Source organism: Bacillus sp. BC08, assembly GCF_054326875.1.
Genome location: NZ_JBTGPA010000007.1, coordinates 35,166 through 58,897 on the forward strand (window position 1 = coordinate 35,166; position 23,732 = coordinate 58,897).

The 23,732-nt window shown below is 34.4% G+C and carries 25 protein-coding genes, 1 pseudogene and 1 riboswitch; of the genes and pseudogenes, 12 read left to right on the plus strand and 14 right to left on the minus strand.

Annotated features, from left to right (window positions below; translation table 11 throughout):
* Window positions 1-30: 30 nt before the first annotated feature.
* From ACXVYO_RS00610 to ACXVYO_RS00635, 6 genes are all read right to left on the minus strand, one after another.
* Window positions 31-1,536 (minus strand): DL-endopeptidase inhibitor IseA family protein, encoded by a 1,506-nt coding sequence (locus ACXVYO_RS00610; RefSeq protein WP_458465764.1) that lies wholly within the window; start codon window positions 1,534-1,536, stop codon window positions 31-33.
* Between the two features lie 95 nt (window positions 1,537-1,631).
* Complete coding sequence (locus tag ACXVYO_RS00615; protein ID WP_458465765.1) at window positions 1,632-2,396, minus strand: TatD family hydrolase; 765 nt, start codon at window positions 2,394-2,396, stop codon at window positions 1,632-1,634.
* A 745-nt stretch (window positions 2,397-3,141) separates the two neighbouring features.
* Window positions 3,142-3,498 carry a YxeA family protein gene (locus ACXVYO_RS00620; protein ID WP_073518249.1) on the minus strand — a complete coding sequence of 119 codons (357 nt, stop codon included), beginning with the start codon at window positions 3,496-3,498 and terminating at the stop codon, window positions 3,142-3,144.
* Window positions 3,499-3,636: 138 nt separating this feature from the next.
* Window positions 3,637-4,473 (minus strand): YitT family protein, encoded by an 837-nt coding sequence (locus tag ACXVYO_RS00625; RefSeq protein WP_458465766.1) that lies wholly within the window; start codon window positions 4,471-4,473, stop codon window positions 3,637-3,639.
* Between the two features lie 117 nt (window positions 4,474-4,590).
* Window positions 4,591-4,920, minus strand: a complete 330-nt coding sequence (locus ACXVYO_RS00630; RefSeq protein WP_458465767.1) for a PH domain-containing protein — start codon at window positions 4,918-4,920, stop codon at window positions 4,591-4,593.
* A gap of 147 nt (window positions 4,921-5,067) precedes the next feature.
* Entirely contained in the window at window positions 5,068-6,045 is a 978-nt protein-coding gene (locus ACXVYO_RS00635; RefSeq protein WP_458465768.1) for a LacI family DNA-binding transcriptional regulator, read from the minus strand.
* A gap of 305 nt (window positions 6,046-6,350) precedes the next feature.
* Between ACXVYO_RS00635 and ACXVYO_RS00640 the strand changes: the two genes are divergently transcribed.
* Window positions 6,351-6,446, plus strand: coding sequence for a DUF3948 family protein (locus tag ACXVYO_RS00640; protein ID WP_001060010.1), 96 nt, complete (start codon window positions 6,351-6,353; stop codon window positions 6,444-6,446).
* A gap of 73 nt (window positions 6,447-6,519) precedes the next feature.
* Here the strand turns inward: ACXVYO_RS00640 and ACXVYO_RS00645 are convergent, their stop codons facing one another.
* Window positions 6,520-7,125, minus strand: coding sequence for a lysophospholipid acyltransferase family protein (locus ACXVYO_RS00645; RefSeq protein WP_000277789.1), 606 nt, complete (start codon window positions 7,123-7,125; stop codon window positions 6,520-6,522).
* Window positions 7,126-7,461: 336 nt separating this feature from the next.
* Here ACXVYO_RS00645 and ACXVYO_RS00650 point away from each other — a divergent pair, with 336 nt between their 5' ends.
* Window positions 7,462-7,557: a DUF3948 family protein gene (locus tag ACXVYO_RS00650; protein ID WP_001060008.1), complete on the plus strand. Its 96-nt coding sequence runs from the start codon at window positions 7,462-7,464 to the stop codon at window positions 7,555-7,557.
* A 60-nt stretch (window positions 7,558-7,617) separates the two neighbouring features.
* Here ACXVYO_RS00650 and ACXVYO_RS00655 read toward each other — a convergent pair whose 3' ends face one another.
* Entirely contained in the window at window positions 7,618-7,758 is a 141-nt protein-coding gene (locus tag ACXVYO_RS00655; protein WP_000894069.1) for a YrzO family protein, read from the minus strand.
* A gap of 21 nt (window positions 7,759-7,779) precedes the next feature.
* Window positions 7,780-8,748, minus strand: a complete 969-nt coding sequence (locus ACXVYO_RS00660; protein WP_458465769.1) for a DMT family transporter — start codon at window positions 8,746-8,748, stop codon at window positions 7,780-7,782.
* 127 nt (window positions 8,749-8,875) lie between these two features.
* On the opposite strand from ACXVYO_RS00660, the gene ACXVYO_RS00665 reads away from it, so the two are divergent.
* Together ACXVYO_RS00665 and ACXVYO_RS00670 are read left to right on the plus strand one after the other, a co-directional pair.
* The gene (locus tag ACXVYO_RS00665) at window positions 8,876-9,742 is read left to right on the plus strand and encodes a LysR family transcriptional regulator (protein WP_458465770.1); all 867 of its coding nucleotides are present in this window, start codon (window positions 8,876-8,878) and stop codon (window positions 9,740-9,742) included.
* A 425-nt stretch (window positions 9,743-10,167) separates the two neighbouring features.
* Window positions 10,168-10,248, plus strand: a pseudogene (locus ACXVYO_RS00670) (DUF3948 family protein); the annotation flags it as partial.
* A gap of 65 nt (window positions 10,249-10,313) precedes the next feature.
* Here the strand turns inward: ACXVYO_RS00670 and ACXVYO_RS00675 are convergent.
* Window positions 10,314-11,261 carry a substrate-binding domain-containing protein gene (locus ACXVYO_RS00675; RefSeq protein ID WP_458465803.1) on the minus strand — a complete coding sequence of 316 codons (948 nt, stop codon included), beginning with the start codon at window positions 11,259-11,261 and terminating at the stop codon, window positions 10,314-10,316.
* A 133-nt stretch (window positions 11,262-11,394) separates the two neighbouring features.
* On the opposite strand from ACXVYO_RS00675, the gene modA reads away from it, so the two are divergent.
* From modA to ACXVYO_RS00710, 7 genes are all read left to right on the plus strand, one after another.
* Window positions 11,395-12,201 (plus strand): molybdate ABC transporter substrate-binding protein, encoded by an 807-nt coding sequence (gene modA / locus ACXVYO_RS00680; RefSeq protein WP_458465771.1) that lies wholly within the window; start codon window positions 11,395-11,397, stop codon window positions 12,199-12,201.
* 5 nt (window positions 12,202-12,206) lie between these two features.
* Window positions 12,207-12,881 (plus strand): molybdate ABC transporter permease subunit, encoded by a 675-nt coding sequence (modB, locus tag ACXVYO_RS00685; RefSeq protein WP_458465772.1) that lies wholly within the window; start codon window positions 12,207-12,209, stop codon window positions 12,879-12,881.
* Window positions 12,882-13,181: 300 nt separating this feature from the next.
* Window positions 13,182-14,033, plus strand: coding sequence for a GRP family sugar transporter (locus tag ACXVYO_RS00690; protein WP_000353549.1), 852 nt, complete (start codon window positions 13,182-13,184; stop codon window positions 14,031-14,033).
* Window positions 14,034-14,245: 212 nt separating this feature from the next.
* Complete coding sequence (proC, locus tag ACXVYO_RS00695) at window positions 14,246-15,049, plus strand: pyrroline-5-carboxylate reductase (RefSeq protein ID WP_458465773.1); 804 nt, start codon at window positions 14,246-14,248, stop codon at window positions 15,047-15,049.
* Window position 15,050: 1 nt separating this feature from the next.
* Window positions 15,051-15,884 (plus strand): aldo/keto reductase, encoded by an 834-nt coding sequence (locus tag ACXVYO_RS00700; protein ID WP_458465774.1) that lies wholly within the window; start codon window positions 15,051-15,053, stop codon window positions 15,882-15,884.
* 153 nt (window positions 15,885-16,037) lie between these two features.
* Window positions 16,038-16,142: riboswitch (SAM riboswitch) on the plus strand.
* A 133-nt stretch (window positions 16,143-16,275) separates the two neighbouring features.
* On the plus strand, window positions 16,276-17,916 hold the full coding sequence (locus ACXVYO_RS00705) for a peptide ABC transporter substrate-binding protein (RefSeq protein WP_458465775.1): 1,641 nt from the start codon (window positions 16,276-16,278) through the stop codon (window positions 17,914-17,916).
* Between the two features lie 407 nt (window positions 17,917-18,323).
* Window positions 18,324-19,964 (plus strand): ABC transporter substrate-binding protein, encoded by a 1,641-nt coding sequence (locus ACXVYO_RS00710; protein ID WP_458465776.1) that lies wholly within the window; start codon window positions 18,324-18,326, stop codon window positions 19,962-19,964.
* A gap of 42 nt (window positions 19,965-20,006) precedes the next feature.
* On the opposite strand, the gene ACXVYO_RS00715 is transcribed toward ACXVYO_RS00710, so the two are convergent.
* The 3 genes from ACXVYO_RS00715 to ACXVYO_RS00725 are packed head-to-tail and all read right to left on the minus strand — an operon-like array spanning window position 20,007 to window position 21,461.
* Entirely contained in the window at window positions 20,007-20,315 is a 309-nt protein-coding gene (locus ACXVYO_RS00715) for a hypothetical protein (protein ID WP_458465777.1), read from the minus strand.
* 35 nt (window positions 20,316-20,350) lie between these two features.
* Window positions 20,351-20,542, minus strand: coding sequence for a hypothetical protein (locus tag ACXVYO_RS00720; RefSeq protein WP_458465778.1), 192 nt, complete (start codon window positions 20,540-20,542; stop codon window positions 20,351-20,353).
* 19 nt (window positions 20,543-20,561) lie between these two features.
* Window positions 20,562-21,461, minus strand: a complete 900-nt coding sequence (locus ACXVYO_RS00725; protein WP_458465779.1) for a helix-turn-helix transcriptional regulator — start codon at window positions 21,459-21,461, stop codon at window positions 20,562-20,564.
* Window positions 21,462-21,632: 171 nt separating this feature from the next.
* Here ACXVYO_RS00725 and ACXVYO_RS00730 point away from each other — a divergent pair, with 171 nt between their 5' ends.
* Window positions 21,633-22,100, plus strand: coding sequence for a YusW family protein (locus ACXVYO_RS00730; RefSeq protein WP_458465780.1), 468 nt, complete (start codon window positions 21,633-21,635; stop codon window positions 22,098-22,100).
* Between the two features lie 29 nt (window positions 22,101-22,129).
* Here ACXVYO_RS00730 and ACXVYO_RS00735 read toward each other — a convergent pair whose 3' ends face one another.
* A complete protein-coding gene (locus ACXVYO_RS00735; protein ID WP_458465781.1) occupies window positions 22,130-23,719 on the minus strand; it encodes a peptide ABC transporter substrate-binding protein in 1,590 nt (529 codons plus the stop codon).
* Window positions 23,720-23,732: the final 13 nt, after the last annotated feature.

The following is a 23,732-nucleotide window of genomic DNA, read 5'->3' on the forward strand; positions in this document are numbered from 1 at the left end:
AAACCACCAAGCAAAATGCTTGGTGGTTTTTTAACTTAAACCAAAACGTGGCATATTATTAATAACCCATTGATTATTTTCATAAATAAATTCAACTTCTACTTTTTCCGTTACATTATCATAATCATTATACGTTTCTACCTGCGCTTTTATTTTTCCATCCCTTAGCTCGGCAGAAATAATTTTTGTAAATTTAGTTGCTGCTTTTGATCCTGGATCTCCAATAGCATAGTGCATTTTTCCATTTAACTCTTTAATATACTTACTCTTCATATACTCTGCTATAAATGGTTTTGAGAAGTACGTAGATAGCGTAGTCTCTAAAGTATCCTTCGTATTATAAATAGGATTCACTAATTCCCCGTATGAGAAATCTCCTACTCGTTTTGGGTTTCCTGTTAGTGCAGCCATTTGAACATTAGTAAGTTCCTTCTGTGCATTCCATACTTTCTGTAACATAACATCATCTGCTAATTTCTTATCTTTTTCTTCATTTGATTTCTTTGTATCTAGATTTAAAATAGCTCCATTATCCGTATAGAGATACATATCTCCTGCTACAAAATATAAATAGGATTTAGCTGGTTCAACCGCTTTATTATAAATTACTTTTTCATTTCCACCATTCATTTTCTTCTTATATACTCCATCCTTTTTGAAATAATAAAAAGTATCCCCTTTCACATTCATCTGCAAGGCATCCTTTACCAATAACTTTTCGTTATTTTGTTGAATGTCTATTTCATATATGCCATGCTCAGCTTCATTTGTTTCAAAAGGTAACGAAAAGTCGACCACAGCATATAATTTTTCATTATTATAAGTAGCACTAGATATTGTTGCATAATTTTCCTTTGACCAAGTTTTATTATCTTTTGTCACTTGTGTTCCACGATTTTTATTCCAATGTAGAATACTATCGTCTATCGTTTGAGACCAACCTGAGTTTTTAAATGCTGCTTCTTCTTCCTGCCCCGTTTTCAAATCCATTTTTACTATCCCTACAATATCAAAACCACCATGCTCAGAATATTTTTTCGGATAAAATAAAGTTTGATCTTTTATATAAACATAATTTGTATCCGCTTTTAACGTGTCTAGCTTTTTGTTAGATATATCGTACTTCATTAAAGAAGATACTCCCGCATTCTTCTCTTCATCCGTATGAATAAAATATAAAGCTTTGTTTTTTATATTTATGTAAGAAGCATTTACACCTTCCACTACACGTTCCGAAGTCTGAAATTGATCTTTCGTACGATAAATCCCTCCTGTATTTTTATCACTATTTACCGCATAGTAAACCCATCCATTATTCTCTACCATCTTTCCTTTATTAGAACTGTTTCCAACCGTATTCCCTTTTTTCTCATTTTCTTTCATCTGTTTTTCAACTACTGGATCAATTTGTTCTTCCTTCTTTTCCTGTGTTGTGTTTGGATTTATAACCTTTTTTTCTGCCTCACACCCAAACACTACAAGTGAAAGTGCACCGACCATCATTGTAATAGCTATTTTTTTATACGCTCTCCCCATTTTCTTCCCTACTTCCTTCATCAAATTAAACACATCATAAATTATAGAAAATATTAGAAAAAATATCCATAATAAAAAGGATAAGAGTAACTCTCCTATCCTTTCAAGTAAAATCGAATCGTATTTTCATATATCATTTTCGCAACCTTATCAACAGATATGTTTTTTATAACACTAATTTCCTTTAATACCTCTCGAATCATTCTCGGATGCGTCATAACATTCTCTTGAAATTCCCACGGTCCATCTGTTTCTACCATCATATATTCAAGTGGATAATACGAAACAATTTTTCTAATTTTCTCCTTATGTAAAACATCTGGCGTGATAGAAATATAATAACCGTTCTTCATCATCCGTTTCATTGTTGTTTCACTTCCTTTAAACCAATGAAAATGTGCACGTGAGACTTTATATTTCTCCAGTAAGTCACATACAATATCAGCATCTTCATACACTGCATGCAATATAATTGGTAAATCATATTTACTAGCTAGTTCAACAAACCGTTGTAACACTGATATATATGAATTGACAGCAATGTGCTCATCTTCTTTTCTTAAATAATACGGTAATCCTACTTCACCAATCGCAACTATGTCTTCTACATGCTCTTCAATTAATTTATAAATTTGCTCACATTCTTCTTTATAAATCGGTTGCTCTGGATGAAAACCTATCGCTGGATGTACAAAAGGATATCGCTTTGCTAAAGATAAAGTTTCTTTACATGATTGATAATTCATAGATACCGCGATAAGCCCCTTTATCTCTTTACTATGTTCCACATCTTTAAGTAATCTACTTTTTTCTTCATCCTTATATTGGTCAACATGTATATGGCTATCAATCCATTTCATATTTATTCCCCCATAAAAAAAACAAGAAAGGATCTCCCTTCTTGTTTTTTCATCTATGTTATTTAACAATTAAGTTTGTTATGATATCAAATAATCCAATACATACTACGGCAACAGTAAAGTAGCTACAGAAATCTTTAATTGGAAACTTCACTACTTCTTCTTTACGCATCCCAGTTTTCTCCCTTCTTACTATATCCCTAATTATTTTTATCTATTTGTATCTATTATGCAAAAAATATGACAAATTTACTATCGAATTAACTTACGTAAACCTTACAATGTTGTAAGGTTTATAAAAAGGGCCCCATCTACATACAGATGGGGGTTATTAAAAGGTAGTTGGTTTTTCATTCTTCATTAACATTACAAACAGAAAGTAATACAGTGAGACTTTCTAATTACACTATATAAAATTCACTATCTTTTAACCATCGAATTACATTACAGAAGACTTACATGTTTGTAAGCTATGTGTAATGTAATTCGATAGTTTCTATTACTTACATCTCGTACAATAAAATTAGAAAGTAAGCCAAATAAGAAGAACACTCACATAACCAAATTACATTGCTAGTAGTTACTCTTCTTATACCTTTCACTCATGCTACTACAATGTACCCCCTTCCCCTTTATATAATAAAGAAAGCCTTAGTCCATATGGACTAAGGCTTTCTTATACATTCCAAAATACCCCTACCTAGTATTTTTATTTTCGACAAAAAATAGGTGGGGGTATAATTCGCTATCTCACCGCTAAAAGTTTACTCTTCGCATTAATAGGAATATTTACAGCTTCAATTTCTTCAATTGCCTCGCCATAGCGTCCTTTTGCATACACCTTTAATGCTTCATCTCTCTTTAACATATGCTTAACAGTCTTCTTTATTTTTTGTTCTCTTCCACGTTCGTCAAACGCAATAAATTCATATTCATACCACTCATCACCAATAGGCTGACCAATTGTATTCACAACCGTATAGTATTCTTTCGTCTTATAAAGCGGATTATATTTATCGATAACCGGTCCAAGTTTCGTAGGCAGTAACATTATTACTATCACTACCATCGCTATTATAGTAGTGATCATTTTTTTCTTCATAATAAACATTCCTCCTCAGCAGGATATATATACATCCATTTTAAAAAGAAGGAATAAAATCTACTATTGAACCTCATTACATTACACTTACATTTTTGTAAGAATTAAAAAAGGTGAACGAATTTACTCGTTCACCTTTTAGCTCGCTTTAAAGCCACCGCCAAGTACATCACGTACATCATGAATAACAACGAAAGCATCTTCATCTACTCGACTAATAACTTGCTTTAACTTAACAAGCTCTTGTTTATTAATAACAATATATAATACTTCTTTATTTTTACCAGTATATCCGCCGCGTCCTTCTAATACAGTGACACCGCGCGTCATATTTTTCGTAATAGTTTCACGTATTAAGTCTGGTTGATTTGAAATGATCGTAACAGCCGTTTTTGTATCCATTCCTTCTACAATGAAATCAATCACTTTTGCTCCGATGAATACTGCAACAAGTGTGTACATCGCTTTTTCTTGCCCTATTATAAATACAGAACCAGCAATAACTACGATATCAATAATAAGTACGCCTTTACCAACGCTCCACCCTAAATATTGATTTGCTAATTGCGCTAAGATTGCCGATCCTCCTGATGTACCTCCAGCTTTGAACATACAGCCTAATCCAACACCGACAAATAAGCCAGCGAATAGAGCCGCTAATAACGTATCACTATTTACATGATACTCAATATGTTCCGTAACATATAAAAACAAAGATGTTTCTACAATCCCTAAAACTGTATAAACCATCGTTTTCTTATCAAAAAATTTATAACCGATAGCTAATAAAATTGCATTTATAGCAAAGTTCACAATCCCCGGCGACCAATCAAATAAATAGTACGTAACAACCGTTATACCAATAATTCCACCCTCTGATAAACGGTTTGGAATTGCAAAGTAATTAATACCAATTGCGAATAATAATGAACCAATTGTAATTAGTGTTATTTCCTTTATACGTTGATTAACCATAGTTCATACCTCCCCCCATTTGACATTGTATCACTATCTCCTAGAGGTTTAGAAGTTGTTTTTATTGCGCATTTTCACTCTTAAAGATCGAGATATTATGTTTAAACAAAGGGGTGATTAATTATTCACATTCGCTCTAACTGTACTGACAAATCGCTCCACATTCCCCTTCTGAATATACTTAGCTCGAATGGTTTCATGATTACAAGTACATTCGAAATGCGGACGAAAATCTATGCTATCTATATGCAAATACGAATAATCTTTAAATGTTGCAGGATAGTATGGAAATTTCCCATAAAAGAGGAGACGTCTAGTAGTAGCAGCAAAAATCCCGTGTTGATACGATAGCGCAAAATCATCCTTCTCAAATATCCCTACTACAAAAGCCAAAATCTTTTCATCATCCTCTATATGCTTTTTCACACTCAATAAAAGTTCATTCATGCATATCCCCCCAAATACTATTCTTGAAAAGAATCCATGGATTATTACAGACCGGTTTAACTCCTTTATAAAGTATGAAACGCGTTCCCTGTCAAAGTTATTTCAAAAAAATAATCCGTTATGCAACTTACACATAACGGATTAAAACTAAACAGTAGAGCGTTCCACAAGTTCATATGGAATTTCCACCTTTTCTTGTTTAGAACTTCCATCACTTATTTGCCTGTAAAACATTTCAAAGGCCTTTTTACCTATTTCCTTTAAATTTTGATCAATGGTTGTAAGTTGTAACACTTGCGAAATAGGTTGATTATCAAAGCCAATAATCGCTAAATCCTCAGGAACTTGAATACCTAATTTTTCAGCTTCTGTCATAACCCCAATCGCAACTTCATCTCCTGCTACTATTAATGCTTCGGGAAGATGCTGCATCCCCTTTAATTTATGAGCCACTTTCACACCATCTTCTAATGTAAAACATTCTGTGAAAATCCATTCTTCATTCAATTCTTCATCTATAGATTGCAATTGCTGTTTATAAACATCAAAACGCTTTTGACTACTCGGTCCTAATTTCCTTCCCGTGCAATAACCAATTTTTTTATAACCTTTCTCGATTAAATAATCCATTCCTAATTGAAAAGCGGCTGAATGATTCGTATATACGCTTGAGATATTCGAAATATCATTATCTTCACAAGCGACAATTGCCCCATAGGAAGCATACGGCTCTATCGTTTCCCAATCATTTGCACGAGAACAAATAATAAGGCCATCCAATTGTTTTGTTTTTAACATATGTAAACTTTTCATTTCTTCTTCTTTATTATAATTCGTTTGGCAAAGTAGCACTCTGTAATTATGAGCTAACGCCACCTCCATCATCCCGCCTACCATCGCATCAAAGCATGGATGATTAATATACGGTAAAATCACACCAACAATATTCGTTTTCCCTTTTGATAAATGAACAGCATTTGCGTTTTGTGAGTAATTCAACTTCTCCACTATCTCTATAACTGCATTCCTTTTTTCTTCACTTACATACGGATGGTCATTCAATACTCTCGAAACAGTCGTAACTGAAACTCCCGCCATCTTTGCAATATCTTTAATATTAGCCATACACTCACCTCTACTTTTAACTTAATGAATCCCATGAACATATGTCAAATCTTCTCATCATTACACCTGCATTCGTTTTTCTTACAAAAGTGTAATTTTCCTGTAAGCTAATTCGATAGTGACTCTCCCCAATATTTCATACAATTAAGTCAGAAACAAGGCAACAACTATTCGAAAAGGAGCGGATTCATATGATGAACAAAGTGAAATCAAACAATTTTTTAAATACAATGGGCATGGTATTTTCCGCTCTAATCGATGCTAAAGCTGTTGCTTCTACATTAAACAAGTAAGGAGAATTCATTATGAACAATATCACTTTTAACAAATTAGATTTTTTAGGACTAGCTAGCGGATCAGTTCTTCTTACTGCTTTTATTTACGCCGCTACGCTTGTATAAATTTCGTGTCCCCTTTCCCCTTTATTATAAATAGTAATAGAAAAGACGACCGTCTATGCCCGGTCGTCTTTTCTTATTTTTGATTTGATTGCAAAGTTTCCTTTAGCTCCTCAAACTTCTCATTTAATTGATCTGTCATCATTTTCATAGCTGTTTTTCGATCTATTTGTTCTTCAGCATCAATTTGAATTGGGTCTCCAAAAATCAATTGTGCCTTTTTCCCCTTTATTAATTCTTTTACACTTGATGGACCAACATAAGCTGCCGGTACTAACGGGACATTAGAACGTAGCGCAATCGTAACAGCCCCAGCTTTTAATGAAACATCTTCTGTTGATCGCGTCCCACTTGGAAAAATCCCTACTACTTTCCCTTCTTTTAATAGACGTGACGGAATTTTGAGTGTACTCGGCCCTGGATTCGCACGATCTACAGGGAATGCATTCACATTTTTAAAGAACCAGTTTTTGAATTTCCCTTCAAATAATTCTTTTTTAGCCATGTAATGAATTTGGGTCGGATACATCCCTGTAGCTAACATTAATACATCCATAAAACTTGTATGTGTACACGCAACAACATACGGGCCGCCTTCTGGTAACTTTTCTCTTCCTTGCACTTCTACTTTTCCAGCTGTTTTAAATATATATTTCAACAAAAATGTAATTGGTTTATACATTTGTTTCGTTCCTTTCTGAACATCCGAATTATAATCATTCTCTTACAACAATTATAACACTAAGTTTTAGGAGTTGGTAATAAATTTGAGTATTAATTGTTAAATTTCAATTCTTACAAAAGTGTAATTTTCTTGTAAGCTAATTCGATAGTTACTTCTTACAATATTTCATACAATTAAGTCAGAAAGAAACAACAACTATTCGAAAAGGAGCGGATCAATATGATGAACAAGATGAAAACGAACAATTTTTTAATTACAGTGGGCATGGTATTTTCCGCTCTAATCGATGCTAGAGCTGTTGCTTCTACATTAAACAAGTAAGGAGAATTCATTATGAACAATATCACTTTTAACAAATTAGATTTTTTAGGATTAGCTAGCGGCTCTCTTCTTCTTACTGCTTTTATTTACACTGCTACGCTTGTATAACTTTGTGTCCCCTTTCCCCTTTATATAGAAAAAGACGACCGTCTATGCCCGGTCGTCTTTTTAAATGTTTCTTTCTTTTAACTCTTTTAAAAGCTGTATCATTTCAGCTTGTTGTTTTATCTTCTTACGACCATTTCGGTTAATTGCTGCAAGCTCACAAGCAACTCCGACAGCAAAGAAAAACAATAAACTTTCTAACATATGAAATCCTCCAATTGCCTATTAAACAGCTTGGCGTAATTGCTCTTCTTGCAAAACCTTCTTATTTATATTTTCTTCTTTTCTCTGACAAACGTTATTGCGAATAAGTGCTGCAATAACAAGTAAAGTTCCTACAATATCAAACATCGTTATTTGATGTCCTTGCATCATCATAATCATTAAAGTTGTAATAGGCACAAAGTTAATAAATAAAATCCCATTAATAGATGATAAAATCTTCACACCGTAATTCCAAGCGAGTAATGCTACGATTCCCGGTAATGTCATCATAAACAATAAATCATATTTCACGATAGAAATCGTTCCCATGTTCGGGACCGATACATATCCAAGCGATGTAATAATTACAGTTATAATCCCTGTGACAGTCGTACCGAATACACACGTCAACGTAGAATAACGTAATGTTGACCAGTCGCTACACGTTTGACCACCCATCGTATAAATAACCCAACCTACAACTCCAACAAATATACATGCTAGTGAAAACATGTTATCTTTCAACGTTAAAAAGAAACTCATATCACCTTTTGTAATAACAAACATAGCTCCTACAAAAGCGATAATCATGCTCGTTATCATATACTTTTTCGGTTTTACATGCTTATATCCCCATAGAATACAAATAGAAATCATTGGCATAAGTGCTTCCATAATGGAGGCTACCATCACACCTGATTTCCCCATTAACATTTGACCTAAAAATATAAGTACATTATATACAGTAAACGCCATCGTCCCGAAAAAGATGAGTAACTTTCCTCTTCCCTCTAAACGAAATGCCTGTTTTCCTTCTTTCATTAACAGCAATACAATCAGTACGATCGCCACCGCTCCATAGCGAATAAGCGAAAAATAAAATGGATCTATGTATTCTAACGCATGATCAGCAACCGGAAACATTGCTCCCCACGACATACTTGCAATTAAACAAGCTAAAGCCCCTATTATCATTTGACCTTTTTTCAACACAATCCCCCTCCTCTTTCTATTTGCACAAAGAAAATTGTAAAAGAAAAAATATATCACGTAAAATGATTCAAAATGATGTTAACTATCACTTATAATGATAGTTAACATCAAGGAGGATCTTATTATGGAATTAAGAGATTTACAAATCTTCCAGAGCGTTGCCGAACAGGGTAGTGTAAGTAGCGCAGCAAAGGAATTAAACTACGTACAATCAAATGTAACTGCACGTATTAAACAACTAGAAAATGAGCTCAAAACACCGCTCTTTTATCGTCATAAACGAGGCATGACTTTAACAGCCGAAGGAAGAAAAATGCTCGTTTATGTTAATAAAATTTTGCAAGATGTTGATGAGCTAAAACAAGTATTTTTAGATAGTGAAACACCTTCTGGTATATTAAAAATCGGTACTGTCGATACAGTAAGTACATTACCTACCATTTTATCTTCTTACTATAAACGCTATCCGAATGTTGATTTATCATTACAATCAGGTCTAACAGAAGAATTAATTAGAGAAGTACTTGATCACCAATTAGATGGTGCCTTTATATCAGGACCTATTAAACATCCACTAATTGAACAATACGATGTTAGTACAGAAAAATTAATGCTGATAACACAAAATAAAGCTTTTCATATAGAAGAATTTACAACAACGCCCCTACTCGTTTTTAACCAAGGATGTGGATACCGTTCTAAACTAGAACGATGGCTTAAAGATGAAGGTTTGCTACCAAAAAGAATTATGGAATTTAATATATTAGAGACAATATTAAACAGTGTTGCACTCGGCCTCGGAATTACACTCGTACCACAGTCTGCTGTCCACCATCTTTCTAAAGCTGGTAAGGTACATTGTCATGCAATCCCTGAAAAATATGGTAGTATTTCAACGGTTTTCATACGCCGTAAAGATAGCTACATGACGAATTCAATGCGTAGCTTTTTAAAAACAATTGAAGAACATCATCATATCAATATGCTTTAAAAGACATTCTTACACGAATGTCTTTTTTTCTTACAAAAGTGTAAGCCTTCCGTAAGCTAATTCGATAGTTGCAGGCGACCATATTTCCTATAATTAAGACATAAAGCAGGGCAACAACAATTCGAAAAGGAGCGGATACGCATGATGAACAAAATGAAATCAAACAAATTTTTAAATACAATGGGCATGGTGCTATCCGCACTTGTCGATGCAAAAGCCGTTGCAACTACATTAAACAAATAAGGAAAGATTATAATGAACAACATTACTTTCAACAAATCAGACTTTACCCCGCATTAACGGGCAGTAAGACTTCCACTTCAAAATCCAGCGAAATCACAGAAGTTAGGTTTGGAATCAACTGCCCGTAAAGCCCGATTGGTTCAACTAATAATCAGTAAGGGATACCCCGACCTCACTGATTAAAGTTTCACTTTATCGGACTTGCAAGTGGAGCTACTCTTCTTACAGCTTTCATTTACACACTTGCTCAAGGTCTCGTTTAATACTTTGTTTCCCCAAACCCCTTTATATATAGAAAAAGCTGCTTGTCTTATAGACAAGCAGCTTTTTAGTTTGTTTCATATATAACCTGACCTGTTTTTGTCATATCGTATCCACCAATCGCTTTTAATTCATTATGAAATTCTTCCGATTGCAGAATATCTTTCACGACTTCAATCAGCTCTTCATTTTCTTTATTCTTCAAAATCACCAAATCATACTGTTCTTTCATGATTGGAATAAAATCTACATTTACAATTTGCGAAAACTTTTCTGATCCTACTCCCACATCAACTTTTCCATTCGCGACTTGCGTGGCAACACCAAGATGATTCGATTCTTCCCATTCATATCCACTAATACGTTCTTTATTTAACTTTTGAATGCGCAATTGTTCATCGACTAACACCCTAATACCAGAACCCTTTTCTCGATTTACAAATCGTATAGAGGATTGAGATAAATCAGCCCATGTTTTTATATTTTTCGGATTTCCCTTTTGCACATAAAACCCAACGTTCCTTGCTAATAAATTAATCATAGTACACGGTTGTCCAACTAAAATACGTTTTACATAAGGAACATTATATGTACCCGTTTCTCCATCAAACAAATGAAGACTAACGATACTTCCTTCTCCTTGATACATTTTTATTAAACTCGTTAAACTACCTTGATATGCCCTTAATATATTTGAACCTATCAGGCGATTTTCTATACGTTTTGCCAACATATCTAACGTTAGTTCTTGTCCGCTAATAATACATGTATCTAAGCCCCTACTATCTTCGCTCTTTACAGGAGTACCTTGTATTTTCCCTGTTTTCATTTGCTTTATATATTGTTCTAAATCCGTTGCATCAATGCGCATCTGTCTACCAATTCTATAAGAAGGCAATTCTCCTTTTTTAATTAGATCGTATACAGTTAATTTTGATACTTTTAATCGCTTCGCTACTTCTTCCGTTGTGTAGGAATGATGATCCATAGACGATTCCTCACTTTCTTCCTTCATTGTAACAAAGAAAAGAATATTTCTCCTATATTTAAAAACAACTACATCGTTCAAATTATATTCAATTATAACTAGTTATATCTATTTATAATTAGTTATAATTAAATATATCAAAACGAAAGGGGATTTTTTTATGAACAAGTTCACATTACGATCCATTGGAGCACTTATACTTTCTTTTCTGCTTATATTTAGCGTTGCATGTACAAGTGGAGATAAGAAAGAGAAATCAACTGCTAAAGAAGGAAAAACAGTAGAACTTACTATATCAGCTGCTGCAAGCTTACAAGATGCACTAAAAGAAATTGAAACAAAATATAAAGAAAAAGAACCTAATATTAAACTTTCTTTTAACTTCGGTGCTTCTGGTGCACTTCAACAACAGATTGAACAAGGTGCACCTGCTGATTTATTCTTCTCAGCAGCCGAAGATAAATTCCAAACTCTTGTTAAAAAGGGATTCATTAATGAAAAAGAAGGGAAAAATCTTCTTGGAAACGAACTCGTTCTAGTTGTCCCAAAAGATAGTTCTCTTACAAAAATTCAAGATTTAAAAGATGAAAAAATTAAGAAAATCGCACTTGGTACACCTGAATCAGTACCTGCTGGAAAATATGCAAAGGCTTCTCTCACACATGAAAATCTATGGAATGATATTCAAAATAAAATCGTATTTACAAAAGATGTTCGCCAAGTGTTAACATATGTAGAAACAGGTAATGTCGATGCTGGTATTGCATACAAAACAGATGCTCTTATTTCAAACAAAGTAAAAATTGGCGAGACAGCAGCAGCTACTTCGCATGAGCCAATTCACTATCCTTTAGGTGTTATAAAAGAATCTAAGCATAAGAAAGAGGCGACTTCATTTTATGAGTATTTGCAGTCAAAAGATGCACAATCTATCTTTAAGAAATATGGATTTACAGTCCTATCTTAATTGCCATGAGCTTTGATGCTATTTTGTCACCAATCTTTCTATCTTTACGAGTAGCTGCATGCGCCACCATTATCGTTACAATTTTAGGAACGATAATTGGACGAGCGCTAGCACGCTCCTCATGGAGATATAAGGTAATATTAGAAACTATTTTCTTATTACCAATGGTGCTTCCACCAACTGTAATCGGCTTTTTTCTCATTATCATTTTTGGAAATAATAGTCCCATTGGAACGTGGGTAGAATCAATATTTCAGCAGTCTATTATGTTCACATCTACTGCTGCTATCATCGCTTCTACAGTTGTTGCATTTCCGCTTATGTACCAATCAGCAAAAACAGGATTTTCTATCGCAAATGTACAAATTGAAGAAAGCGCTCGTGATCTTGGTGCAAGTGAACATCAAGTTTTTCTACACGTCACACTTCCGCTTGCATTTCCGGCCTTACTAAGCGGAATGATTTTAAGCTTTGTTCGTGCACTAGGGGAATTTGGTGCTACGCTCATGTTTGCCGGAAATATTCCTGGTAAAACACAGACAATCCCAACTGCAATTTATATGGCGATTGATGCAAGTGATATGCAACTCGCTTGGACACTAGTAGTTATTACTATTAGTATTTCACTCCTATTTCTGCTATGTATTCAGCTTATTAATAAAAGAATTACTAACCCTTAAAGCAGCTTTTGTCGAAGCTGCTTCTTTATTTCTTAGGAAATAAAATATGCCAACGGGAAATAACTGAATTTTACCTCTTATTTAAATATACATTTTATTTGAATTCACTTTCTAAAATAGGCAATTTCCTGTTATTATATGGAGGTGTTTCAAAAAATGAAGAAATGAAAACGCATTTATATCGTGAATTCTTCATCCTGTTTTAGCGATCGGTAATCTTCTACTCTATTAGTGGGGCATTACCGATCGTTAGAACGATATGTAATTATATTGGTATAGAAAACCGAAGGGAGTCTTGTAATGGACATTTTATTAGCGCTTCTTCCTGCAATTGCATGGGGAAACATCTTATTAGTAAGCGTAAAAATGGGTGGTGGTGCATATAGCCAAACGGTAGGTATGACAATCGGTGCTCTATTCTTCGCAACAATTATGTATGTATTTACTCAACCAGCTTTAACAATGACAGTCTTGATTGTTGGTTTTATTTCAGGTTTATTCTGGGCTTTAGGACAAGTAAACCAATTAAAAACAGTTGAAAAACTAGGTGTTTCAACTACCGTAACAATTTCTACTGGTATGCAACTTGTTGCAACTTCTATCTTTGGGGTTATCGCTTTCCGTGAGTGGACTACTACAACAACGATTGTTCTGGGAACGATTGCAATCCTATTAATCGTAGTTGGTGTTGTATTCACATCACTAGATGACAAAGAAAATGCACAGCCACCAGGACAATTGAAAAAAGGACTTCTTACTTTAATTGTTTCTACTTTCGGCTACCTTGTATATGTAATTATTATTCGTTGGTATAATATCGATGGTTGGTCTGCTATTTTACCACAAGCAGTTGGTATGTTTGTTGGTGCGGTTGTACTGACGTCTAAACATAAACCATTTAACAAATATGCAATCCGTAATGCTTTATCTGGTTTACTATGGGGAACTGGAAACTTATTCTTACTTCTTTCATTACCACGTGTCGGAGTAGCAACAAGCTTCCCATTATCTCAAACTGGAATCGTTATCTCAACATTCGGTGCAATTGTCTTCTTAGGTGAAAAGAAAACAAAACGTCAATTGATCTTTATTGCACTAGGTAGTGTTTTAATTATCGGCGGCGCTGTATTGTTAGGTATGACAAAAGCATAAACTTATAATCTATTGATCCCTGAAGCAATTATGCCTCAGGGATTTTTTATTACAACTATTTTTTAAATATAATAATCTTTATAGCCTTATTTGTATCACCTCTCCTCCCTCTCATTCCATTCTTTTCACGATAAGTCTTTTCTTTTTACAAAATTCTCTTAAAAATGGTATCGTTTTTTATAACATATCTCCACTAGAAAGGAATAAAGGATATGATAACTAAACATCGAATTCTATTTATTGGTGCTGGTCGTATGGCAGAAGCTATATTTTCCGGATTACTTAAAACAAGCAAAGAATACATCGAAGAAATTATCGTTTCTAACCGAAGCAACGTAGAAAAGCTAGAACAATTACGAGCACGATATAATGTGTCTACTGCAACAGATTGGAAGCAGCATGTTACATCTGTTGATACGATTGTTTTAGCAATGCCACCTTCTGCACATGAAGAATTATTAGCAGAATTATCTCCGTTACTATCGAATCAACTTGTCGTAACGGTAGCTGCTGGCATTGGCCCATCTTATTTAGAAGAAAGACTTCCCGGGGGAATACCTGTTGCTTGGATTATGCCGAACACAGCTGCCGAAATTGGAAAGTCTATCTCCTTATATACAATGGGACAATCAGTAAACGAGATGCATCAAGAAACCCTGCAACTGCTTTTAAGAGGCATTGGTACTTCGCAACTTTGCACTGAAGAGGAAGTTCATCAGCTTACTGCAGTTACTGGAAGTGCACCAGCTTTCCTTTATTACTTTGCTGAAAGCTTAATTGAAGCAACAAAAAGTTATGGAGTCGATGAAGCAACCGCAAAACACCTTGTCATTCAAATGATTTCCGGCTCTGCTTCTATGCTTGAACAAACGCAAGATCCAGCTAATCTCCGCGAACAAGTAACAACACCCGGTGGTTCCACAGCTGAAGGCCTCAAAGCTTTATATGAATATAATTTTTCAGAAGCAATTCAAAAAGCAGTAGAAGCAACAAACAAAAAAGCTAGGGGGAAATAATATGAATTTAACAAGTTTAAAAGACTATACAACATTGCATAACGGTGTAAAAATGCCTTGGTTCGGTTTAGGTGTTTTTAAAGTAGAAGATGGTTCAGAAGTAATTGAATCTGTAAAAGCAGCAATTAAAAACGGCTACCGCAGTATTGATACTGCAGCAATTTATCAAAACGAAGAAGGCGTTGGACAAGGGATCCGTGAATCAGGTGTTTCACGTGAAGAATTATTTATTACATCAAAAGTATGGAATAGCGATCAAGGATATGAAACAACACTTCAAGCATTTGAAACTACATTAGAGAAATTAGGTCTAGAATATTTAGATTTATATTTAGTACATTGGCCTGTAAAAGGGAAATATACTGAATCATGGAAAGCGTTAGAAAAGCTTTATAAAGATGGCCGTGTTCGCGCTATCGGTGTGAGTAATTTCCATATTCACCACTTACAAGACGTATTTGAAATTGCTGAAATTAAGCCAATGGTCAACCAAGTGGAATACCACCCACGTTTAGCACAAGAAGAGCTGCATGCTTTCTGTAAAGAACATAACATCCAACTTGAAGCTTGGTCACCATTAATGCAAGGCCAACTGCTAGACAACCCAACATTACAAGACATTGCAACAAAATATAGTAAATCAACTGCACAAATTATTTTACGCTGGGATCTACAAAACGAAGTTGTAACAATCCCTAAATCTATTAAAGAACATCGCATTATTGAAAATGCAAATATATTTGATTTTGAATTAAGCGCTGATGACATGAAAGCAATTCAAGCTCTAAATGAAGATCGTCGCGTTGGTCCAGATCCAGATAACTTTAACTTCTAATAGAAAAACCACTGCCATATGCAGTGGTTTTTTTCATTAGAGAAAACTGAAAATTTAAACTATATTTCATTTGGTTGACACTTCATTATCCAAGGTGTAATATTTTGAATTATCAAAGAAACACAAAAATTAATAAAGTTTATTCGTTTACTCATTGTATCAAGAGAGGTGGAGGGACTGGCCCTTTGAAACCTCGGCAACAGGTTCATTTTGAATACTGTGCCACTTCCTGCAAGCTTTATGCTTGAAAGATAGAATGAGGGACTTCGTTTATATACGGGTGCATAACTTGTACGTAAAAATCCCTCTTTCTCAATATGAAAAGAGGGATTTTTTTATTTTTCATTTCCCTCATCATCATCCAAACTTAATTATTTAGGAGGAAAATCAAATGAAAAAGAAGTTTGTACCCGGTATTGCATCAGTTGTAGGAGTAAGTATTTTATTAACTGGTTGCGGTAGTTATAAAAACGAAGCAAGTGGAGCAAATGCAAAAGACGAGGCGCCTAGTAAGCAGGTTTTAAACTTATCTTCACCTACTGAAATACGAACAATGGATACAGCTCGTGCTACAGATACTGATTCTGGTCAAGTAATGAGAAACGTATTTGAAGGTTTGTATAATCTTGGTGAAGGTAACAAACCTGTCCCTGGTGTTGCAAAATCTCATGAAGTAAGTGGCGATAAGACGAAATACACATTCCATTTACGAGATTCAAAATGGTCAAACGGCACTCCTGTTACTGCGAAAGACTTTGTCTTTGCTTGGCAAAGAGCTGTTGATCCAGCAACAGCCTCTGAATATGCATTTCTATTCTTTGATATTAAAAATGCAACAAAAATTAACAACAAAGAACTTCCAGCCGATCAACTTGGTGTAAAAGCAATTGATGACCATACGTTTGAGGTAGAATTAGAACGTCCTGTTCCATACTTTATTAGCTTAACAGCGTTCCCTACATTTCTACCAATTAACGAGGAATTCTTTAAAGCACAAGGTGATAAGTATGCATTAGAAGATAATACACTCTTGTACAACGGAGCTTTTACACTAAGCGATTGGAAGCACGAACAAAGCTTTAAATTTAAGAAAAACCCTACCTATTGGGATAAAGATACTGTCAAACTGGAAGAAATCAATTTTAACGTCGTAAAAGAAAAATCTACAGAAGTAAATTTATTCGAGTCAAAACAATTAGATCGTATCAAACTAACATCTGACTTCGTTGATAAATATAAAAAGGATGCTAACTTTAAAGAACGTCCAAACGTAGGGGTACAGTTTCTACGTATGAATCAACAAAACAAAGTACTTCAAAACGTTTCTGCACGCCAAGCAATCGATCAAACAATTGATCGAAAATCCTTTGTAAATACGTTATTAAATGACGGCTCTACACCAACCTCTAGTCTCGTGCCGAAAAACTTTGCAAAAGGACCTGACGGAACAGATTTCCGTGCTGCAAACGGCGATTTAACAAAGGTTGATACAAAATCTGCTCAAGAATTATGGAAAAAAGCAAAACAAGAACTTGGGTCTGAAAAAATAACGTTAGAACTATTAACAAGTGACGGTGACCTTGAAAAGAAAACTGGTGAATTCTTAAAAGGACAACTAGAAAAGAATTTAGATGGCTTAACGGTAAATATAAAGCCGCAACCACGTAAACAACAAGTTTCACTTTTATTAAAAGGTGACTACGAAATTGGAATTGACGGCTGGAGCCCTGACTTTGCGGATCCAATTACATTCCTTGAGCTATTTACAACGAATAACCCTTACAACTTAGATCATTACTCTAATAAGGAGTTTGATGAAACAATAGCAAAAGTAAAAACAACTTTAGCTGGTGATGAAAAAGCTCGCTGGGAAGCATTACTAACATCCGAGAAAATATTATTTAAAGACTCTGTTATCGCTCCTCTTTACCAAAAAGGCGAATCTTATTTAGAACGTTCTTATGTAAAAGGAATTGTGCAAGTAGACTTTGCAGGTCAATTAAACTTCAAATGGGCAAAAATTGAAAAATAAAGCGAAACTTTAATCAGTTAGGTTCTCTTCATCCCCACTGATTATTAACCCGCACCAATTGTTTTTTTAGCAAAACATATGAAAAGCAGGTTCCTCACTACGAGGAAATCTGCTTTTTTAATATATTATTCCATAAAAATAACAATCTATTTTTATTATTGACATATAGTTCTTTCCAGTGTTAATATTCTAAATAATCAAAGAAACGAAATATTTCACCATAAAAATATAACGTCTACTACGTTGAAACATATAACGATAGATTATAGTTCAACATGTATATACATATAGAACACCTGATTACCTACACGCACATATCTGTAATAGGTTTTCTCTTCTTCTATAGCTACACTTCAAAACGTGGACATTACGACGTTACGAACAACACATTTAGGGAGGAACGAACAATGAAGAAAAAAGTTGTACCTGTTGTTGCATCTGTTTTAGGGGCAAGTCTATTACTAACTGCTTGTGGGGGAAATAAAGATCATGCAAGCGGAGCGAAAGCAAATGATAAAGCACCTGATAAACAGGCAATTAACTTATCATTCGCTTCAGAAATTCCAACAATGGATGTTGCAAAAGCAACGGATGGGGAATCCATGAGCGTAATGCGAAATGTTTTTGAAGGTTTATATGCAATGGGAGAAGATAACAAACCAATTCCTGGTGTTGCTGAGTCGGTTGACGTTAGTCCCGATAAAACAAAATATACATTCCACCTGCGTGATTCAAAATGGTCAAACGGTACTCCCGTTACAGCAAAGGACTTCGTCTTCGCTTGGCAACGTGCCGTAAATCCTGATACAGCAGCTGAATATGCGTTCTTATTCTTCGATATACAGAATGCGAAACAAATAAGCCAGAAACAATTGCCAATTGATCAACTAGGGGTCAAAGCTCTTGATGATAAAACGTTAGAAGTACAACTAGACCGTCCTGTTCCCTACTTCTTAAGCTTAACGACATTCTCAACATTCTTACCAATTAACGAAGAGTACTTAAAATCTCAAGGAGATAAATATGGTTTAGAAACAAATCATTTAATTTACAACGGTGCTTTCACATTAGATAACTGGAAACACGAGCAAAGCTTCCAATTGAAGAAAAACCCTAACTATTGGGATGCTAAAACTGTAAAATTAGAAGAAATCAACTTCAATGTCGTTAAAGATAAGTCTACAGAAGTTAACTTATATGATTCAGGACAAATTGATCGCGTTGCTTTAACTGCGGAGTTTGTTGATAAATATAAGGGCGATCCAAACTTCCAAGACCGTGCTGAAGTTGGCATTCAATTCTTACGACTCAATCAAAAAAATGAAACATTAAAAAATCAACATGCACGCCTTGCTATTAACGGAGCTATGAATAAAAAAGCATACGTAGAAACAATTTTAAATAACGGTGCTGTTCCAGCTGAAGGAATGATTCCTGCGAAATTCGCAAAAAGTCCAGAAGGTAACGACTTCCGTAAAGAAAACGGAAACCTAGTCAAAGATGATGTGAAAACAGCGAAAGAAAACTGGAAAAAAGCGAAACAAGAACTTGGTACTGACAAAGTAACAATCGAACTATTAACAAGTGACAATGCTTTAGCTAAAAAGACTGGTGAATATTTAAAAGGTGAACTAGAAAAGAATCTAGATGGATTAACAGTGACATTAAAACCACAACCACGTAAACAACAGTTAAAACTACTATTAAGTGGTGACTATGAAATCGGTATTGATGGCTGGGGCCCTGACTTCGCGGATCCAATTACATTCTTAGATTTATTTACAACAGATAGTGCTTATAACTTCGATAAATACTCTAACAAAGAGTATGATGAGCTAATCCATAAAGTGAAAACAGATTTAGCTGGCGATGAAAAAGCTCGCTTTGAAGCAATGAAGCAAGCTGAAAAAATCCTATTACAAGACGGCGCTGTCGCTCCTTTATACCAACAAGGTCGCTCTTACTTACAACGCTCTTTCATTAAAGGACTTGTAACAACTGACTTTGGCGGTGAATTTAACTACAAGTGGACAGAAGTTGCAAAATAATAAAATAAAAAAGGTATCCAATCACAGGATACCTTTTTTATTTTATACTTCTTTAACTAGATGACTTCTTCTCTTTACTATTCCTTTTATAGATACAGTAATGATTGCTACCAATTGTGTAACTAATATAATAACTAATAATGAAATAATATTTTCCTCTAAATTAACCCCTCCAAATATTATTGTATAATAGCCATTTGCTGCATAGGTTGCGGGAAATAATTCGCCGATTGTTTGATATGTTTTAGAAAGCATCTCATGTGATACAATTACACCCGAACTTACAAGTTGGAGCGATATTGAAATTATATTAAAGATCCTACCTGCATTTCCGAAAACAGTTATGAACATTTGTGTTAATGAAAGAAAGGGGAAGAAGACTATTTTTAATAATCCTCTTCCCCTTCTTTTTGCATCGAACTAAAACTCATCATAAATATAAACATAAACATCAAATATGTTCTCCACGTCAAAGAAGGTACATGCCCTGACCAAAGATAGCTAACTAAATAGTTAATTCCCATGATACAAGACGATATTACTAAACTAATACTTATTAGTTTTACATATTTGAGCATATCTTTTCTCCTTGTTCTTTTATTTTTCTACTTCTTCAAATTGCAGATTCACCGGCTCCTCTAAGAGTGTTTCATAAAAGTTTTCTGCCAAATCTGTTGAAGGAATTTTTTCATCTACTTCATCAAATCGAATACTATCTAGCCACATACAACCTTCTCCTGATAATAAAACACCGAATGCAATACCAAGCGCTCCTTCTTTTATATCTAATACAACCGAGTACGATTGCCAGTTATTCGTATTTTTAATTGGACGATTTTGCATATTATCCATAGCGAGCGGTTCTGTATCTTTCCCATCTACTCGCATCCACAATCCTGCCCAATCTCTTACATTCTCACTCTTAATAAACGCTGTTAAACGTAATCTTTTACCTACATATTTATCCGCTCGGAACATTTGCATTAATGTTGAAAATCCTCCGTGCGTAACATTCTCTTTTGCTTTTATGTATGCAGATACTTTTCCTTGATGGACAACTTCATAATCTAAACCCATCTCATATTCAGCAGGATGACTTCCACTTAAGATCCATCCTTTCGGTATACCTTTTTGCATTGAAATACCCTCTCTTTCTATATAAAATGACTGGAAGTACTTTCGATATTTCTTTGGTGGCAATTGAAACATTCTTTTAAAAGCTCTCGTAAATGCCTCTTGTGAGGAAAAGCCGTATTGTACTGCAATATCAATAACAGCCCTCTCCGTTGACACTAAGGCTTGCGCAGCATGAGTTAACCTTCTCTTTCGAATATAATCTGTTACACTCATCCCGATATACTTTTGAAAAATACGATGGAAATGATACATCGATACTGCACTGTGAGACGCCACTCTTTCTGTTGTAAGCTCCTCATGTAAATGATCCTCTATATATTCAATTGCCTGTTTTATCATCTCTTTATATTCTTCATGCACGTTAGTACCCCCCACAACTTCAATTTACCATATACATACAAATCATTTTTGATTTAAATTGCGGATTATCCCTTGTGGCTATAGGGTAATAATTTATTTTCAACTCATACATAATTACATGATTTTGGGAAAAACTTGTATAGAACCAATTTACATAAGGAGGAATTTATAATGAGAATTTTACTATCAGTTTTATTAGCTCTTATGCTAGTACCTGTATTAACAGGATGTAAAGCTCCTGCAAAAGAAGACACAACTTCTAATAAAAAGACTACAGAAGAGGCAAAGAATGAAGCTCCTGCTGATTTAAAACTAGACTTTAATGAATTCGATTTAAAGGCAGACTACCAAGATACAAAGAAAGACTACGAAGCTGACTATAAAAATGTAGCAGCAGATAAAAAAATGGAAGCAAAAATTGAAGATCATAAAGCTGATGTAAAATTAACAGGAGACGAGGCTATCACAAAATTAAGCCCACTTCTACAAGAATTAAAATTTAATAAAGATACTCCTGACCAAGAAGTAATCGATCAAGTAGTAAACGTGTTCAAGCTTGATAAAGACTATCAAAAGTTCGATTTAGAAGTTGTCTTCTCTGATGGAACGAAAAAAGAATATAAAAGAGAAATAAAATAAAGAAGTAGGCGGTTGCCTACTTCTTTATTTTATTTCTTAGCATATCGTAAGCTCGGTTGAGATCCTACGTAGTATTCTAATCCAGATACAGATGATTTTTGTAAATAAGAATCTGTTGGGAATACAAGTGGGATTAAAGGATATTCTGTAAACATAATATCTTCTGCTTGATGTAATAAGTCAAAGCGTTTATTTTCGTCTTGTTCTAATTTTGCTTGATTAATTAAATTATCAAAGTCTTTATTAAACCATTTCGCATAGTTATTTGGGCCATCACCTGCATAAATTTCCAATTGAGCAGCTGGATCTAATGTAGATCCTCCCCATCCCATATATGCAATTTGGAAGTCACTTTGTTTGTACATATCAATATAGCTTTTCCACTCTTTACCTTCTATTTTTATATCTACCCCAAGATTCTTCTTAAACATTTCTTGAAGTGTTTCAGCTATTTTTTTCTTATCTGAATATTTCACTGTTACTTCTGGAAGGGTAGTCCATCCTTCTTCCTTCATTCCTTCTTCTAATAGAGTCTTAGCTACTGCAGGATCATATTTAAAATAGTCACCTTTCTCTTTACGGAAGTCGCGGCCACTTTCTGTTTTTGCTCCTTCTGGTACAAAGCCATACGCTTCTTTTGCATTATTCTTTAATATTTTCTCTACAATAAACTTACGATCTACAGCTAATGCAAAAGCTTTACGGATTTTCGCATTTGTAAATGGTGGCTTTTCTGAATTAAATGAGTAAATGTGAGTTGAGTAGTCTTGCATCTTTTTAAACTCTTTATTGTTTTGTTCTTTTTCAACTAAATCTGTTGGCATGTTAGATAATAAATCTAATTCTCCGGATTTATATAATTGATACGCTGTTTTACCTTCAGGAATAATACGGAATTCGATTTCCTTTGATGCTACTTTCTCATCATGAAACTCTTTATTTTTTTCTAAAATAATCGCTTGATTATGCTTCCATTCTTTCAATGTAAAAGGACCATTTGTAATTAATTCTTTTGGATCTACTTTTAGCTTACCTTTTTCATCAATAGATTTTTTATTAAGTGGAATATATAACGACTGAGATAATGTTCGTTTAATAGATGTTACTGGATGTTCAAATTGTAGCTTTAGAGTTACATCATCTACCGCTTGAATTCCTACTGCATCTTCTGCACCTTTCCCCGTATTAAATGCTTCCCCACCTTTAATAAAATATAGTTCTGTTGCATTCATAGAACCCGTTTTAGGATTTAATATTCTCTTCCAAGCGAATTCAAAGTCTTTTGCTGTTAACGGAGAACCATCAGACCATTTCAATCCTTTTTTCAAATAGAATGTATACTCTTTTCCAACTGCCTCAGCTTCCTCTTTCTCTACTAAATCCTTTTCAAATTTCCCATCACTTGTCTGTCTATACAAAGTTGCAAATAAGTGTTCAATTACATAATTGGAATTATTGTCTGTTGAAATTGCTGAATCTAATGTATAAGGATCACTACCAAGATTCGTTACAAAACGGTCTCCTTTACTAGCATTTGCTTTTGAAGTGTCTTTCTTACCGCAAGCGACAGAAGTAATTGCTAATACGGTCATAATGACAAATAATAAAAACTTCTTCATCCTACATTCCCCT